This window comes from Paenirhizobium selenitireducens ATCC BAA-1503 (assembly GCF_900492185.1).
GTDB lineage: Bacteria > Pseudomonadota > Alphaproteobacteria > Rhizobiales > Rhizobiaceae > Allorhizobium > Allorhizobium selenitireducens_A.
In genome coordinates this window covers 1-15,484 of the sequence record NZ_UEYP01000013.1, presented here as the reverse complement: position 1 = coordinate 15,484, position 15,484 = coordinate 1, and the positions used below count along the sequence as shown (strand labels likewise).

The 15,484-nt window shown below is 57.7% G+C and carries 11 protein-coding genes and 4 pseudogenes; 4 read left to right on the top strand and 11 right to left on the bottom strand.

The annotated features are described in order from the left end of the window. Nucleotides 1-111: 111 nt before the first annotated feature. The 3 genes and pseudogenes from RHIZ70P_RS17880 to tnpA all read right to left on the bottom strand — a co-directional run bounded on the left by RHIZ70P_RS17880 (nucleotide 112) and on the right by tnpA (nucleotide 1,913). Nucleotides 112-1,170, bottom strand: coding sequence for an IS256 family transposase (locus RHIZ70P_RS17880; protein WP_115671848.1), 1,059 nt, complete (start codon nucleotides 1,168-1,170; stop codon nucleotides 112-114). Nucleotides 1,171-1,330: 160 nt separating this feature from the next. Then, nucleotides 1,331-1,501: pseudogene (locus tag RHIZ70P_RS17875) on the bottom strand (conjugal transfer protein TraH); the annotation flags it as partial. A gap of 52 nt (nucleotides 1,502-1,553) precedes the next feature. Next, nucleotides 1,554-1,913 carry an IS66-like element accessory protein TnpA gene (gene tnpA, locus RHIZ70P_RS17870; protein WP_115671846.1) on the bottom strand — a complete coding sequence of 120 codons (360 nt, stop codon included), beginning with the start codon at nucleotides 1,911-1,913 and terminating at the stop codon, nucleotides 1,554-1,556. Nucleotides 1,914-2,099: 186 nt separating this feature from the next. On the opposite strand from tnpA, the pseudogene RHIZ70P_RS23495 reads away from it, so the two are divergent. Beyond that, a pseudogene (locus tag RHIZ70P_RS23495) lies at nucleotides 2,100-2,249 on the top strand (IS5/IS1182 family transposase); the annotation flags it as partial. 131 nt (nucleotides 2,250-2,380) lie between these two features. Here the strand turns inward: RHIZ70P_RS23495 and RHIZ70P_RS17860 are convergent. The 5 genes from RHIZ70P_RS17860 to RHIZ70P_RS17840 form a co-directional block, all read right to left on the bottom strand. Then, nucleotides 2,381-4,102, bottom strand: coding sequence for a long-chain fatty acid--CoA ligase (locus RHIZ70P_RS17860; protein ID WP_328588192.1), 1,722 nt, complete (start codon nucleotides 4,100-4,102; stop codon nucleotides 2,381-2,383). A 51-nt stretch (nucleotides 4,103-4,153) separates the two neighbouring features. Then, nucleotides 4,154-5,782 carry a GMC family oxidoreductase gene (locus tag RHIZ70P_RS17855; protein ID WP_115671845.1) on the bottom strand — a complete coding sequence of 543 codons (1,629 nt, stop codon included), beginning with the start codon at nucleotides 5,780-5,782 and terminating at the stop codon, nucleotides 4,154-4,156. A 30-nt stretch (nucleotides 5,783-5,812) separates the two neighbouring features. After that, entirely contained in the window at nucleotides 5,813-7,258 is a 1,446-nt protein-coding gene (locus tag RHIZ70P_RS17850) for an aldehyde dehydrogenase family protein (protein WP_115671844.1), read from the bottom strand. A 5-nt stretch (nucleotides 7,259-7,263) separates the two neighbouring features. Next, on the bottom strand, nucleotides 7,264-7,749 hold the full coding sequence (locus RHIZ70P_RS23490; protein WP_115671843.1) for a rubredoxin: 486 nt from the start codon (nucleotides 7,747-7,749) through the stop codon (nucleotides 7,264-7,266). Between the two features lie 201 nt (nucleotides 7,750-7,950). Next, complete coding sequence (locus tag RHIZ70P_RS17840; protein ID WP_235842269.1) at nucleotides 7,951-9,174, bottom strand: alkane 1-monooxygenase; 1,224 nt, start codon at nucleotides 9,172-9,174, stop codon at nucleotides 7,951-7,953. Between the two features lie 221 nt (nucleotides 9,175-9,395). Here RHIZ70P_RS17840 and RHIZ70P_RS17835 point away from each other — a divergent pair, with 221 nt between their 5' ends. Both RHIZ70P_RS17835 and RHIZ70P_RS17830 read left to right on the top strand, forming a co-directional pair. Beyond that, nucleotides 9,396-12,011: a LuxR C-terminal-related transcriptional regulator gene (locus tag RHIZ70P_RS17835; RefSeq protein ID WP_115671842.1), complete on the top strand. Its 2,616-nt coding sequence runs from the start codon at nucleotides 9,396-9,398 to the stop codon at nucleotides 12,009-12,011. Between the two features lie 30 nt (nucleotides 12,012-12,041). Continuing rightward, entirely contained in the window at nucleotides 12,042-13,229 is a 1,188-nt protein-coding gene (locus RHIZ70P_RS17830; RefSeq protein ID WP_115671841.1) for an NAD(P)/FAD-dependent oxidoreductase, read from the top strand. Nucleotides 13,230-13,283: 54 nt separating this feature from the next. On the opposite strand, the gene RHIZ70P_RS23410 is transcribed toward RHIZ70P_RS17830, so the two are convergent. Continuing rightward, nucleotides 13,284-13,418 (bottom strand): hypothetical protein, encoded by a 135-nt coding sequence (locus RHIZ70P_RS23410; protein ID WP_268877538.1) that lies wholly within the window; start codon nucleotides 13,416-13,418, stop codon nucleotides 13,284-13,286. 9 nt (nucleotides 13,419-13,427) lie between these two features. Then, nucleotides 13,428-13,496: pseudogene (locus tag RHIZ70P_RS23295) on the bottom strand (hypothetical protein); the annotation flags it as partial. A gap of 241 nt (nucleotides 13,497-13,737) precedes the next feature. On the opposite strand from RHIZ70P_RS23295, the pseudogene RHIZ70P_RS17820 reads away from it, so the two are divergent. Further along, nucleotides 13,738-14,681 (top strand): annotated as a pseudogene (locus RHIZ70P_RS17820) (IS630 family transposase); the annotation flags it as partial. Nucleotides 14,682-14,859: 178 nt separating this feature from the next. Here RHIZ70P_RS17820 and RHIZ70P_RS17810 read toward each other — a convergent pair. After that, on the bottom strand, nucleotides 14,860-15,484 hold a 625-nt coding region (locus RHIZ70P_RS17810; protein ID WP_147294019.1), incomplete at its 5' end, for a transposase.

Sequence of the window (15,484 nt, the reverse complement as noted above, 5' to 3'; positions counted from 1 at the left end):
TTGAATATGGACCTGCGTGCGGTCGGAGACGTGTTGACTGCCCGGATCGTGTCCCAGGAGGTGGTGTAGCTTCGTCGCTGGCTGTGCCTTCCGGACAGAGCCGGGAATGGATCAGCTTGCCGCGGGCAGGCTGATGAGCGGATCATCGCTCATCGTGGCGATGGTCTCAAGTGTCATGTAGCGGGACCGCTGGACGGCCCACTCGTCATTCTGTTCGAGCAATAGCGCACCGACCAGGCGAACGATGGCGTCATCCTTGGGAAAGATGCCGACGACCTCGGTTCGCCGCTTGATCTCGCCGTTGAGACGTTCGATGGGGTTGGTGCTGTGAAGCTTGGTCCAGTGCTGCCTGGGAAAGGTCATGTAGGCCAGGACGTCCTGCTCGGCGCTATCCATGAGAGTTGCAAGCTTCGGCACCTTCGGTCCGATTTGATCGGCGACGTTGCGCCATTGCTGGCTGGCGGCCTCCGGCGTGTCCTGGGCGAATGCCGCTCCGATGAAGGCTGAGACGACGCGTCGGCCCCTGCGGGTCAACTGGCGCAGAAATTCCGTCCAGATCGGCTCGGCTTCAGTTGTCCCGATCTCCATGCCCAACACCTCTCGGCGTCCGTCGGTGTTGACGCCGACGGTGATGATGACGGCGACGGAGACGATGCGACCACCGCGCCGGACCTTGAGATAGGTGGCGTCGATCCAGAAGTAGGGCCATTCACCTTCGATGGGCCTGTCGAGGAAGGCCTTCACCTTGTCGTCGATCTCTTCGCAGAGCCGGGACACCTGGCTTTTGGAGATGCCACTCATGCCCATGGCCTTGACCAAGTCATCGACGGAGCGGGTCGAGATGCCCTGGATGTAAGCTTCCTGGATCACCGCCGTCAGGGCCTTCTCCGCCATGCGACGCGGATTTAGAAAGCTCGGGAAATAGCTGCCTGTGCGAAGCTTCGGAATGCGTAGCTCGACGGTGCCCGCCCGTGTTTCCCAGTCCCTGTCGCGATAGCCGTTACGCTGGGCCAGTCGGAAGCTATTCTTCTCGCCATAGCCCGCGCCGGTCTTCGTGCCGACCTCCAGCGCCATCAGCTTCTCGGCAGCAAAGCCGATCATCTCGCGCAGCAAATCGGCATCCGCGCTCTTCTCAACGAGAGAACGCAGGTTCATCATGTCCTCGGTCATCAGTGGTCTTTCCATCAGGTTGGTCTTGAACAACCCGACCCTACCGAAAAACACTGGTGACCACCGCTACCCTGCTACACCACTCTGCGGGACACGATCTCCTACAACTCGGATCTTGCGCCTGAAACACACTCTCACCTTCAAACTTTCCGGTCTGCTAGGCGTGGACAGCATCATCGAACAACTGGGGAAAGACCTCCTCGCTCGTCGGGTTTCCATACCATCGCGCAACAATGCGGAAAATCTTGGCGAACATTGCAGTTCCCACACGCAGATTGGAGCAGGGGTCGACCAGATCGACTTTCAGTTCCGACGCGTCGTTTATTCCAATATGTCCGTCACCCCGGCCGCCAGCCAGACCCGCGTGTTGACGGGAACCGGGATCACGCCGTCAGGCCCCGGATCAGCCGCGCCAAGGCCTCGGGGTCGTAGCCGCCGCTGATCCGCTTCCGGTGCCCGCCCGCCAGTTCGATCTCGATCCGTTTCTCGGCGACGGGCGTCACCGGGGTCGCCTTCACCGCCTCGACGATCTCCACTGACAGAAAGCGCAAACCTTCCGACAAACCGGGCGCTGCCGCCGGGTCCGGCACAAAGCGGGGATCGCGCAGCCACTTGAAGATCAGGTTCGCATTCGCCGCGTAGCGCCGCGCCACCTGGGCAACCGAAACACCCGGCGCAGCCGTCTGGAAACAGATCGACCGCTTCTCCTCATCCGTCCAAAGCCGCTTCGTCCGACGCGCCACGCCATCACCATAGTGTCCACTATCGATGGTGGACGCTATCCGGCAATCTCACCCCGCAGCAGAGCGGTCAGGCCGGACGGTTACAGAAAAACCGCAACGTTTCAGTGCAAAATCAACAAGATGGATTTGTTCAGGGCGAACTGATTTGCGGTGCCCGCTGCGGCCCGACTGCCGAAACTGATCGCAGACCTGCGCCGCCGGAGCGCCATCGAGGCCGAGATCGACCATATGAAGACCGACCGTCGGCTCTCACGATGCCCCCTGAAAGGCACCGTCGGCGATGCCATCTTCGCAGTCCTCTGCGCCTGCGGACACAACATCCGCAAGATCATGGCCACCTCCGGGCTTGGCTTGCCTGGATCATTGCCGCCCTGTGGGCCGCAAAAAAACCTCCGCGGCCGCACTATCACGCCGCCGTTACGGCGTGAACGCTTTGTTCAGGGTGAAATCGGTAGCAAATGTCAGACTCAGAACGTTAGAAGAACATTCCCGAACTCTTCCCTCAACTTGCTCTTGATAACCTTGCCTGTCGCGTTGCGCGGCAATGCGGCCACGAAGACAACCGTGTCGGGGATCTGCCATTTTGCGACCTTTTCGGCAAAGAAGTCGATAACCTCCTGCTCTGTCACCGTGGCGCCGGGCGCCTTCACCGCCACGAGCACCGGACGTTCGTCCCATTTTTCATGCTTGGCCGCGATGGCAGCGGCATCCGCGATACCCGGATGAGCGACCGCGATGCCTTCAAGCTCAACGGTGGAAATCCACTCTCCGCCGGACTTGATGATGTCCTTGGACCGATCACGGATGGTCATGAACCCATCGGCATCAATAGACGCAACATCCCCGGTTTCAAACCATCCGTCCGCTTCCAGGGTCGTGCCGGGGTCAGCGCCAAAATAGCTTTCCACGACCCAATGGCCGCGGATGCGCAGATTGCCCTGAGCTTTCCCATCCTCCGGGAGGGCCTCGCCATCGTCATCGACGATCTTGAGCTCCACCCCATAGGGCGGGCGGCCCTGGCTTTCGCGAATCTTTGCCTGTTGCTCCGGAGACATGCCCATGTGACGTTCGAGCAGCGCATTGGCGGTGCCGAGCGGTGACGTTTCTGTCATTCCCCAGGCATGCACGACTTCCGTGCCATACTTGTCGCGGAACTCGGCGATCATCGAAGGCGGGCAGGCCGAACCGCCGACGACTGTCCTTGTAAGGGTCTCGGCCTTGGAGCCGAGCTTTTCCAGCGATGCAAGCAGGCTCTGCCAGATCGTCGGCACGCCGAGTGCCATTGTCACCCCCTCGGCGTCGATCAACCGCGAGAGACTGTCGCCGTCGAGCCCAGGACCTGGCAAGACCAGCTTGGCACCCACCATTGCCGCGGTATAGGGGACACCCCAGGCATTGACGTGGAACATCGGCACGACCGGCATCATCACTTCGCGCGCGGAAATGTTCAGCATATCGGGCAGCGCCGCGCCCAACGAATGCAGGACGGTCGAGCGGTGCGAGTAAAGCACCCCTTTCGGGCTTCCCGTGGTGCCGGAGGTATAGCACAGGCTTGACGCATCACTCTCATCGACATCCACCCAATCGACGTTTGCTTCCCCGGTGGCCAGGAAATCTTCGTAGAATACAAGCCCGGGGATCTTGCTCGCAGCCGCTTCGTCACGCGCGGACATGAGCACAAACGTGTCGACAGTCGTCAGCTTGCCCATGATCCCTTCGACGATCGGCAAGAATGTCTTGTCGAAGAAGATGACCCGATCTTCGGCATGGTTGATGATATAGACAAGCTGCTCATGAAAGAGGCGTGGATTGATCGTGTGACACACCATTCCGCCGCAAGAAATGCCGAAATAGCATTCCAGATGCCGTGCATTGTTCCACGCGATCGTCGCAACGCGGTCGCCCTTGAAGAGACCCAATTTCGCAAGCGCAGAGCTCAGACGCCGGGCCCGATCAGAAACGCCTTTCCACGTTGTTCTCGTCTTCGAACCATCCGTTTCAACCGAGACGATCTCTGTGTCGCCATGGTAGCGGGCACCGTGGTCTATCAGTGAGTGGATTGTCAGAGGCATAACCATCATTTGTCCGCGCATGGGGCTTTTTCCTCCGATCTGAATTTCGAGGCCGTATTCTGGCCGTATTGGGAAGCTTGCAAGCCGCTGGTCGCAGCTTGAAGTCTTGCGCAACATGTTCCGTCGCATCCCGGACACGATCTTTTTGCTGCTGGCTTCTCGTCATGCTCAGGCAACGGAACGACTCCGATCAAGAATGCGGATCTGACCTAAGATGATTTCCGCAGCGTTCTCGGCGATCACCATGGTGGGAGCATTAGTGTTTCCGGCGACAAGACTCGGCATGATGGAGGCATCCACCACGCGCAGCCCTGATACTCCGCGAACCTTCAGTTCTGGATCGACAACCGAATCCTTGTCCGCACCCATTCGGCATGTGCCGACCGGGTGATAGATCGTCTCGGCGCTTTCTCTGATGAATGCCGCGATCTCATCGTCGCTCTGCACGGATTTTCCGGGCTGAACTTCGTATTTGCTGTGCGATACCATTGCCGGTGCTTCGAGTATCCTGCGCCCTACCTTGAACGCTGCAATCATCGTCTTCAGATCTTCCGGATCTGAAAGATAATTCGGTTGGATCAGCGGATCGTCCATTGGATCCGGGCTCTTGAGCCCGATGTAACCGCGGCTCTTGGGCAGCAGGTCGCAGATGTGAAGGGTAAAGCCATAGCCGAACGCTATCTTGCGACCATGATCTTTCAGATAGGTCGGCAGGAAGTGAAACTGCACATTTGGCCTGTCGCGTTGAGGCGATGATTTGACGAACCCCCCGCTTTCCGCCACATTCGAAGTCAGGAACCCCTTGCGTCTGAAGATGTAGGAAAGAAGTCCGCCGACGCCACGCGGCAGGAAGCTGGGCGCGACACCGATCGGGCGTCGTGAATTCGCGGCATTCATGATGGTGACATCAAGGTGATCGGACAAGTTCTTGCCAGCTTCGGGAAGATCGTGGACAACCGAAAGGCCATGCCGCTTGATTTCCTCTGCATCCCCGATACCGGAAAGCAGCAGCAGTTGGGGTGAGTTTACGGCTCCACCGCACAGGATCACCTCGCCGCCGGTGTTGACGCGCAGCTGAAGGTATTCGCCGCCCCGCCGCAGCGTGACGCCGGTTGCTGTCTTGTCTTCCATGACGACCCTGGTCACGCGGGCGTCCGTGAAGATTTCAAGGTTCGACCGGGATTCTACCCCACGCAGGAACGCTTGCGCCGAACTCCAGCGCCGTCCGTCTTTTTGCGTGACCTGGTACATGCCCAGGCCTTCTTGTTCGCCACTGTTGAAATCGCCGTTATGGGGGATTTGCAGTTCTCGTCCGGCCTGGACGAAATCCCGGCTGAGCGGGTTCGCGGTTTGTAACTCGCTGACCGACAGTTCGCCGCCCTTGCCATGGTGATCGTTTGCGCCGAACCTGTGGTTGTCTTCGATCCGCTTGAACAATTCCGTCATGCGGTTCCAGCCCCAGACCTCGGTCCCGGCCGCTGACGCCCAGTAGTCGTAGTCGGCCTTGTGTCCGCGAATGTAGACCATAGCATTGATCGACGACGAGCCGCCCAGCGTCTTGCCGCGCGGCCAGAACAGCTTGCGGCCGTTCAGGTGCTCTTGCGGTTCGGTATCAAATGCCCAGTTCAGTTTCTTGTTGTTGGCCAGCAAGGCAATCCCGATGGGCATGTGGATCAGAGGGTTTTTGTCCTTCGGTCCAGCCTCTATAAGCGCGACGCGATTTGCGGGGTTTGCCGACAGGCGATTCGCGAGGACACAACCTGCGGAGCCTGCACCCACGATAATGTAGTCATACATTGATCTTCTCCCAGATAGTTCGGCGCGGCTCTAGCCAAGCACCCGAACCACGATGTTGATGAGGCGGCGCACAAGGCCCGTGTAGGGCGGAAAAAGCATGTGCGTGATGGAATACTTTTCCTCCAGAACAGTCTTTTCATGGGAAAACGACTTGAAGCCGTATTCACCATGGGCCGCCCCGATGCCGGAGTTGTTGACGCCGCCAAATGGCAGGTTCGGATGCAGGAAATGCACCACCGTAAGATTTATGCCGACCGCGCCCGAAGAGGTGCGTGCGATGATCTGATCCGCGAAGCTTTTGTTCTTGTCGAAGATATAGAGGGCAAGGGGCTTCGGGTTTGCGTTTATCCTGTCGATCACCTTGTCAATATCGACATAGTCAATGATCGGCAGGATCGGTCCGAAAAGCTCTTCTTGCGTGATCGCCATGTCATCCGAAACTTCGGCAATCAATGTCGGCGCGATGAAATTCTGGCTCGCGTCGGTCTGGCCGCCCTGAAGAATGCTTGCGCCCCTGGCGCGAGCGTCTTCGATCAGGTTGCGGACCCGGTCAAAGTGGCGTTCATTCACGATCCGGCAATAGTCGGGCGTTGCCTTCTGGGCCTCAGGCGTCTGCCCATAGACCCGTCGGATCTCGGCCTGGACAGCGACCTTGAAACCTGGCGATATATCGCGGTGCACGAACACATGATCCGGCGCTATGCAGGTCTGTCCGTTGTTTGCGAACTTGCCCCAGACGATATTGCGCGCGGCCTTCTTGATATCTGCATTCGGCCCGACAACGGTGGGAGATTTTCCGCCAAGTTCCAAGGTGACCGATGTCAGGTTCTTCGCGGCGGCCTCCATGACGATCTTGCCGACGGCCGGGCTGCCGGTGAAGAATATGTGGTCGAAGGGCAGGGACAGGAGCTTTTGCGAAACCGCAGCATCCCCTTCGATGACCTTGACGAGGTCGGGGGTAAAGGCCTCCTCCACGATGTCGCGAATGACCCGAGAGGCGTTCGGCGTCATCTCGGAGGGCTTGATGATGGCGCTGTTTCCCGCCGCGAGTGCCGAAACCAGCGGACCAAGCGCCAGATTCACCGGATAGTTCCACGGCGCAATAATGAGGCACACACCCTTGGCCTCTGGGCGAACCTGCGCCCTGGTGCCGAACACACCCAAAGTCGCACGCACCCGCTTTGGCCGCATCCACGCTTTCAGATGGTGCTTGGTGTGACGAATTTCCTGAAGGACAGGAAAGATCTCTGTCAGCTTCACTTCTTCGGCAGGCTTGCGAAAATCCGCGGCACAGGCCGCGATGATCTTGTCCGCGTTGCGCTTGATGGCGTCTGCCATGCGATCAAGTTGCTCGACGCGCGCCTTGCGGTCAAAACTGGCGCGCCGGGGGTGCTGCGCGCGAAGCTGGGTTTCGAATGCGGATGTGATGTCATCCGCGTTCGCCGGTCCGGAGGAAAATGATGCAAGTTGATTCATGATCCTTATCCTCTGTCTTCATAGAGGACGTAATCCTCTTTGGAGGCCCCACAGTCGGGGCAGCACCAATCGTCGGGGATCTGGCCGAACAGCGTTCCCGGCGGGAACCCTTCATGTTCGTCGCCCAAGGCTTCGTCGTAGACATGTCCGCATGTGATGCAAATCCACTTGCGATAAGCCGTTCCGGCAGCCGGGGCCGCCCGCGCCACTGGAGCAGGTTGAGGCCGTTGCGGTGCAGTCGGGGCAGCTGGTGCTGCGGCCACAGGTTCAGATGTCGGTGGCGCGGGCGCAACGACCTGAGAGGTCGCTGCATTGCCGGATGGAGCCGCGCCTATCAGGACAAAATCTTCCTTGTCGCGCACGGCACAATCGGGACATGAAAAGTCATCGGGCACTTGCGACCACGGCGTGCCTGGCGCAAATCCCTCATGCGGGTGTCCCAAGGTTTCATCATAGCTGTATTGACAGTCCGGACATTGGTATCTGGCCATTGTTCATTCCTCCCTCTCACACGAGCTTTGGTAGGCAACTCGTGTGCCCTTCTCAAGATTTTCTGTCTGTTTGTGTGTGTTTGCGGCGTCCGGTGCCAGATCAGACCGGCGGACGACTTTGACCGGTCAGAATTGGCCCCTAGGGGCCAATTCTTTCGTCCAGCTTCATCCGTGCAGTTTCATCCTGGGGTGAGCGGATGCTTACTCTGCCGCCATCGCATTCGGTTGCGCTGGCGCGACAGATCCAAACTTGCGATCATAGTATTCCCGCATGCCCGGCTCGATCTGAATCTTGTTCAGATCGCCTTTTGCCCAGTCCAGAACACGATGATCCATGATCGACCGGAACCACGCCGGATACATGGCCACAAAGAACATCCCCGGATAGCCCGAAGGCAGTGCCGGCAGATCCTTGAAATCGCGCAAGGACTGGTAAGACCGCGTGGGGTGTGCGTGGTGATCCGAATGCCTTTGAAGGTGAAACAGGATCAGGTTGGACATGATGTGGTTGGAGTTCCACGAATGGTACGGCTTCTGGTGCTCATACTTGCCGTTCGGCAGCTTTTCCCGCAGCAGGCCATAGTGTTCGATGTAGTTGGCCGAAGTCAGTTGCCACCATCCGAATGCCATCTGAATAGGAAGGAAGACAAGCATGATCGGACCGAAGAAGGCCAGAAGTGCACAGTAGAGGCCGAGAGTAAGGATCATGGGCTGCAGAATCTCATTTTCCAGGCTCCAGACGCTTTTGCCGCTTCTTTCAAGGCGCACCTGTTCGAGTTCCCAGGCGCGCTTGAAGGCCCCGGGAATTTCGCGAGTCGCGAAGGAATAGATGCTCTCTCCCATACGCGAGGTTGCCGGGTCGTCGGGCGTTGCCACGTCGCGATGGTGCCCCTTGTTATGCTCGATGAAAAAATGGCCATAGCCCACGACCGCCAGCACGAGCTTGGCCATCCAGCGGTCGAAGGCTTCCTTTTTATGCCCCAACTCGTGGCCGGTGTTCAGTGCCAAGCCGTTGACGATACCCAACGACAAAGCAAGCGCAAGAAATTCGAGCGCGTTCAACGAGTGATTCGCGATCCACCAGCAGGACCCGATCAAAGATGCATAGTGGATTGGCACGGTCAGGTAAGTGAGCACACGATAGTAGCGGTCCTTTTCAAGGTCCGACACTGCCGATTCGGGCGGGTTCGAGAAGTCCTCACCGAACATCACATCGAGCAGAGGCACAACCAAGTACCACAGAATCAACACGGTCCCGTACCAGATGCTCCAACCGGTTATTGAGACCAGATAAAGACCGATCAGCGGCGTTGCCGGCCAGAACACGGACAGGATCCAAAAATAGCGTTTCTTATCAACGTAAGCCGCATCGGTTCCGGCCGCGGTTTCGGCCGTTGTATCCAGATCCTTCGTCAGTTCTTCCATCAGTGGGTTCCTCCCTTTGGAGACAATTTTCGAGCGTTGCAAAGACCAGCGGCCGACCAGCTTTGCGGCGCCAGTTCCGACGCCAATTCCTGCAGGCAGACATTGCGCTACCAAGCTGCGCTGGCCACGGTGGGGGAGCAACTACACCCTAGTGTAGTTTCGGTGGCGGCGTGCTATCGTTAGAGATTTGGACGACGATGCATCACTTCGGGGAGGGAAGTATGATCAGTGCTCGCGACACAAGCTCTGCAGATTTGACTGATTTTCTGCAACGGATGAACGTCCGTCGGCAAAAATTGGTCCAGGGCTGTCTAAGACGCGACAGGCTGGACTTTGCGGGCCATCCAGATGCCAAATGCCTCCTTCTCAAGGCACCTCGTGGCTTTGGCAAATCGGTACAGATCGCCTGCTGCGCGCAAGCGGCCATCGAGCGAAGAGAACACTGTATCTATCTTGACCTGTCGTCCTTCCGCCAGGAGAGCCTTTCTGAGGCCGAACTTATAGCGAATGCGATTGCCACCGCGCTTTCGGGGCCAGAACCGTTCGACACGGACGCCGGTCCCAGGTTGAAGTCCATCGCGCTGCGCCTTCTGCTAAGCTGCAAAGAGCCCGTGGCGATTTGCTTGGACGGCGTCGCCGACTCTACCACTACCCAGAGCTTGCTGAAAACGATCGCCCTTGAAACCCCCAACTCCGTTCGCCTGGCGGTGAGTGAATGTCTGCCCGGCGCGCTGGCAAGCCTCTCGGTTCTATCGAATGTAGTGACAATCGGCGCCAGAGAGCTGAGCTTCACCTTTGACGAGGCATATTCCATTCTGCCGGGAGAACCCGGCCGAGCGAAGACGATATTCGCTGCAACAGGCGGTTGGCCGCTGCTCTGTGCCTTGGCCGGCAAGTTGAATGCATCAGGCGACGCGCTTGTTCACATGCCTGACGTACAGGCCTATCTTGACGCCGACGTTCTGGCCCAGGCTCCGCAGCCGATCCGGGAATTCCTGACAAATTCCAGCTGGCTTGAGGAAATCACCGCAGAGGCTGCCGGCTATGTGTTCAAGAACCGCGATTCAAGTCGAAAACTGGCTGAGCTTGCATCTCGTCACGGACTTTTGACGGCCTGTGCTGACAAACCGAACCGCTATGAGATGAACCATGCTCTTCAGAAATACCTGCGGATTCGTTTTGTCGAAGCCCACGGGGCCCGCCAATCCTATTTCCTGAAGCGCATCGCATTTTGGCATTGGCGGAGAAAGGAATACCGTCTGGCGATAGATGCGGCGCTGCGAGCGCATGATCACAGTTGGGCTCGACAGCTCACCGACGAAGTTCTTTTGGATCTTGCCCTGAGACAGGGCGAGATTGAAGCGCTGGCAGCCTGGTTCACCGGAATTCCCAGGTCCAACCTGTTTCAGATCCCATCGCTGGCTATCGGGTACGCCTGGGTGCTTTACTTCAGCCAGCGCGCAACAGAGGCACAGGATCTGCTCGCCAGCCTGCAAAACTTTCGGGTTTCCATTTCCCCGCAGCAGGAAGATCCAAACGGATGGGCGGACCTGGTCCGCGCTATCGGTCTTGCCACCCATGACGAGTTGCAAGAGAGCGACGAAAACTGCGCAGCCTGGGTTGACAGGTATGGTTCGGTCAATCCTATCGGACAGGCCGCGGCCCAGACGTGCAGAGCGTTTATTGCCGCATCCGGCAGGAACTTTGATCTATTCCCCAAAAGAATCTCGTCTGCCACTATCTTCAGTGGCGCCATTCGTCACCGTTATGCTTTTGGCTGGCTTGCTGCCGCTCGGGTTCAGGCCAGGCTCCATGTTGGTGATATCTCTGCCGCGCGCAGCGAAATCCGGCGCGCTAAAGAAGATGAAAACGTCGCGTATAGAAGGTCGCCCTTTGTCAAGGGGATGATGGCGGCCTTCGAACTTCAGGTGCAGGCAGAAGACGGGTCCACAATACCCGACGAAAAAACCGTGCATGACGCCCTGGAATTTGCAATGAAGTTTGGAGTGACAGATGTTGTCTGGGGCACCGTTCGATGCGCTGCCGAAACCTACATTCGACGGGGCGAGAAAACAGGTGCATTTTCGTTGCTCCATCGTTGCCGCCTGCTGGCACAAGAGCGCGGTTTGAAACGGCTGGGCATTCTGGTTCGGTTGGGCACCGAGGTCTTTGCCATGGGAACCGGGACCGAAACCGCGCTTGCTGCCGAGCCTCTTCCATCTGGCGAAGATCTGCAGTTTCTGCCAAGCCAGAACCGCGCCCTTCAAGCGGAAATCGCGCTGCTGGAAGCCTCGAGGTTTCTGCGCGATGGCAAATCGGGCTTGGCCGAAAGGCATGCGCGCAAAGCTCTGTCCAACTTTTCCACCGTGAACGACCAACGCGGCGAAGTCCGCGCGCACTATACGATTGCCACCGCACTCTACCTGATTGGACAAGAAAAACAGGCCTTGAAGCGGATGGTCGACGCCGAATTGAAAGCGCAACAGCTTTGCGCTTTCATGACCTTGAAGAACAGGCGCTACTTTCTGCGTGTCATTTGTCGAAAGGCGAGGGTGTTCTTAGATAGATCCACGGCTGAATTCTCCATGACCGAGCGGCCGACGCGAGGAATGCAGGCCAATGAACGCCGTACCGAAATGAGCTTTGCGCCGATCGGTCAAAAGCAAATCAGTGTCTTGCAGCACGCGGCACTCGGGCTGAGCAACAAGGAAATTGCAGTGCGAATGCATGTCACAGAAGACACCGTGAAATGGCACTTCAGACAGATATTGCGGGGTCTCAGAGCCAGCAACCGCACCGAGGCTGTGGTCGTCGCGAACTCACTCGGCCTCATCTAGAATATCATCATACCCGGAAGGAATGAAACGATGGAAAACATAGTCATCATCGGCGACGGGGTTGCCGGCACAAATGCCGCCGCAGAGTTGAGGAAAAGAGGTTTTGAGGGAACCATTCGGCTTGTTGGAGAGGAAGCGGCGCTACCTTATCAACGCCCCCCTCTGTCCAAGGCATGGCTACGTGAAACTAACAGACCACAAGCAACTCCCTTGCGATCAATCTCCTTTTACGCGGATAATCGCATCGATTTGATGCGGGCGCGAAAAGTCGTCAAGATCGACAGGAGGAAGCGGGAGTTGCTGTTTTCGGACGGGGGAACGACGCAATACGATACCCTGATCCTTGCAACGGGTGCGTCGCCTCGCCGTCTCGATCTGCCAGGAGCGGATTTACAGGGAATCCACTATCTGAGAGATCTCGGCGATGCCGCGGCCCTTCGTCAGGCCCTGACCAACCCTGACTGCCGCGACGTTTCCATCATAGGTGCGGGTGTCATCGGGCTTGAGGTGGCCTCTGCCGCAGTTGATCTTGGCAAGTCTGTCACGATAGTCGAGGCAGCTGCGCGCCCCATGGCTCGCGTTGCATCCCCCGCTACAACCAATTTTGTTACTCAGAAGCTGCAGGAAGCTGGGGTCATTTTCCTTTTCAACAAAAAGGTCGAGCGAATCGGGGCAGACCGTCAGCGTGTTTCTTCTGTTATCCTCGGCGACCGGACCCGGATAAAGACCGATCTCGTCATGGCCGGCATCGGCGCCAGCCCGAATGTTGATCTTGCCATAGCTGCGGGGCTGGAATGTGATGGCGGCATATGCGTAGACGCCGACATGCGCACATCCGAGCCAGATATATTTGCCATTGGGGATTGTGCTCGGGGCGGTACCATATTTGCGCATGGACAACCGCGAATCGAGACCGTTCACAATGCGACCATTCAAGCCCAGATGGCAGCAGCGGCTATTTGCGGCAAGGAAAGACCTGCGCCCGTGCCGCCGCGTTTTTGGTCTGATCTTAAAGACATGAGGGTCCAGACAGTTGGGATATCGACGGGTTACGATCTGGTTCAGCGCGATGTGTCAAAGCTTCCATCATCTTTGGAGGTGCATCTGATAAGCGGGGACCGCCTTGTCGCAGCTGAAATGGTGAATCTTCCCAATCGGCAGAGCGCACTTGCGAAGGCGATTTCTCCCCGGGCGTTTACAGCCGATCAAGAACGATAATAAAGTATCCGTTTTGATCAAGCCCGTTTTTAGGCCACTTCGGGGTGTCTCGGGTCAAAGCAGGGCGATGATGGTAAGTTTTCGCATGATGGCAGTGATGGCGAGTTTAGGCTGTTTACCGGCTTTTCGCAGTTGATTGTATTTGGCCTTGAGATCGGGATTGAAATGCGTTGCGACGAGCGCTGGCATACATAGAGCTTGTCGGACGATGGCCCTTCCGCCAGCAATGAAGGCGCGTCCAGTCGATCGTCCAGATTGGCGGTTCATCGGTGCGAGACCACACAGTACAGCTGTGAATTTTTCATCGAGTTCGCCAAGTTTAGGCGGCTCAATGAGAAGTAAAGACGGTAAGTTTGGCGGCCTTTCAACCGGGGGATTGTGTGTTGGTATTACACGCGGAGCTGAGCCGGCTCAGCTCCGCGTGTAATACCAACCGTCTCTAATCCTGACTCTTGGGATTCCCAAAAGCCGACGAATCTGAATCGATGGCGCAAACAGGAGGTTTGCGATGGGTTCAGCAATTTCTTTACGTTCAGATTTCGATGGGGCCATGTCGCGGCTTCTGGCTCGGCAGACAAGAGATGCCGACCAGGCGCGGCGTCTTCTCGCCCTTGCATCGATCTATGATGGCGGCTCTCGCGCCGATGCAGCTCGGCTCGGCAGCGTTACGGTTCAGATCGTTCGCGACTGGGTGGTGCGCTTCAACGCACGAGGTGCCGACGGGCTGATCAACGGCAAGGCTCCGGGCAAGCCTTCGCTGCTGAACGACGATCAGCGCACAGCCTTGGCACACGCCATCGAACGCGGGCCTATACCTTATCTGGATGGCGTCGTTCGGTGGCGTCTGTGTGATCTGGCTCAATGGATTTGGGAAGAATTCCGGGTCTCGGTGAGTGAAGAGACCTTGGGTCGCGAAGTGCGCGCAATGGACTACCGCAAACTCTCCGCTCGCCCCAGGCATCATGCGCAGGATGTTGAGGCGGCCGAGACATTTAAAAAAATTCCCCGCCGCAGTGGCAGAGATCGCTGCAGGCCCCGCCAAAGGCAGGATGATCGAAATCTGGTACCAAGACGAAGCTCGGATAGGCCAGAAGAACAAGATCACAAGACGCTGGGCCAAGCGTGGATCAAGGCCATCAGCACCGCATGACCAGCGCACACGCTCCGCCTATATCTTCGGCGATCTGCCCCAAATACGGCAAGGCCGCCGCCCTCGTCATGCCGTGGTGCGATACCCACGCCATGAACCAGCATCTGATCGAAATCTCCCGAAACGTCGCCGACGATGCGCACGCCATCCTCATCATGGACCAGGCAGGGTGGCACATGTCCAACAATCTTCTCGTTCCGGGAAACATCACCATCCTGCCCCTGCCGCCAAAGTCGCCCGAACTCAATCCCGTCGAAAACATCTGGCAGTTCATGAGGGATAACTGGCTGTCAAATCGCGTCTGTTGATTTCCACTGAGATCTGACCCGGCGCAGCGCGAATAGGGGATGCTCTCAGTGGAAATCAACACACTTGGGACAACATGCGTTCGACGGCTCTGCGCCGATACCGTTGAAAAAGGCGCGCTGTAATCTTGCTCCGCCGTTTCCGTCGTTTGGACGTGCAGAGATGTATTCCCCTTCACGCCGGCTCTGGCGTTGGTGCCGGGATCAGCTTTGCTAGTTTGCGGAGGTTTTGGGCTGCGGCTGCGAGGTGGAATTCATCACGCGCTCCGTTAGGACCTCGTAGTCGCAGGCGATCCAGTTTGAGGATGCGTTTGAGATGCGCAAAAAGCATCTCTACCTTTTTCCTCTGATGCCTCGACGTAACATAAGCTTCGGTTTTGGCGATATCGCGCGCCATGTCACGAGCGCCCTCATGGATAGAGCGTGGTACCTTGCGCGCCGGAGCGTTTGGACAGCATCGAGGTTTTAGGGCGCAGGCATCGCAGTCGAGCTTGCTAGCCCGATAGCGTACCATGCCATGTTCATCGACGAGCGGACGTTCGTTCTTGTAGGCGATCTGTCGCGAGCGTAACTCCTTGCCACCAGGGCAGGTATAGAGATCGCGCTCGTGGTCATAGGTGAAGTCGGCGCGCTCGAATGTGCCATCACGCCGTTCGGACTTGTCGAAGACGGGAATATGCGGCTCTATCCCGCGCTCGTGGACCAGCCAGCCCAACATCTCTGCCGAACCATAGGCGGTGTCGGCAGCCAGCCGTTCCGGATAGAGACCGAAGATATCCTGGGTACGGTCAATCATGGTG

Excerpts from the sequence above, each read along its gene's own strand:
- RHIZ70P_RS17880 (WP_115671848.1), bottom strand. The coding sequence starts at position 1,170 with ATGACCGAGGACATGATGAACCTGCGTTCTCTCGTTGAGAAGAGCGCG.
- RHIZ70P_RS17860 (WP_328588192.1), bottom strand. The coding sequence starts at position 4,102 with ATGTTGCGCAAGACTTCAAGCTGCGACCAGCGGCTTGCAAGCTTCCCA.
- RHIZ70P_RS17855 (WP_115671845.1), bottom strand. The coding sequence starts at position 5,782 with ATGTATGACTACATTATCGTGGGTGCAGGCTCCGCAGGTTGTGTCCTC.
- RHIZ70P_RS17850 (WP_115671844.1), bottom strand. The coding sequence starts at position 7,258 with ATGAATCAACTTGCATCATTTTCCTCCGGACCGGCGAACGCGGATGAC.
- RHIZ70P_RS23490 (WP_115671843.1), bottom strand. The coding sequence starts at position 7,749 with ATGGCCAGATACCAATGTCCGGACTGTCAATACAGCTATGATGAAACC.
- RHIZ70P_RS17840 (WP_235842269.1), bottom strand. The coding sequence starts at position 9,174 with ATGGAAGAACTGACGAAGGATCTGGATACAACGGCCGAAACCGCGGCC.
- RHIZ70P_RS17835 (WP_115671842.1), top strand. The coding sequence starts at position 9,396 with ATGATCAGTGCTCGCGACACAAGCTCTGCAGATTTGACTGATTTTCTG.
- RHIZ70P_RS17830 (WP_115671841.1), top strand. The coding sequence starts at position 12,042 with ATGGAAAACATAGTCATCATCGGCGACGGGGTTGCCGGCACAAATGCC.
- RHIZ70P_RS23410 (WP_268877538.1), bottom strand. The coding sequence starts at position 13,418 with ATGCCAGCGCTCGTCGCAACGCATTTCAATCCCGATCTCAAGGCCAAA.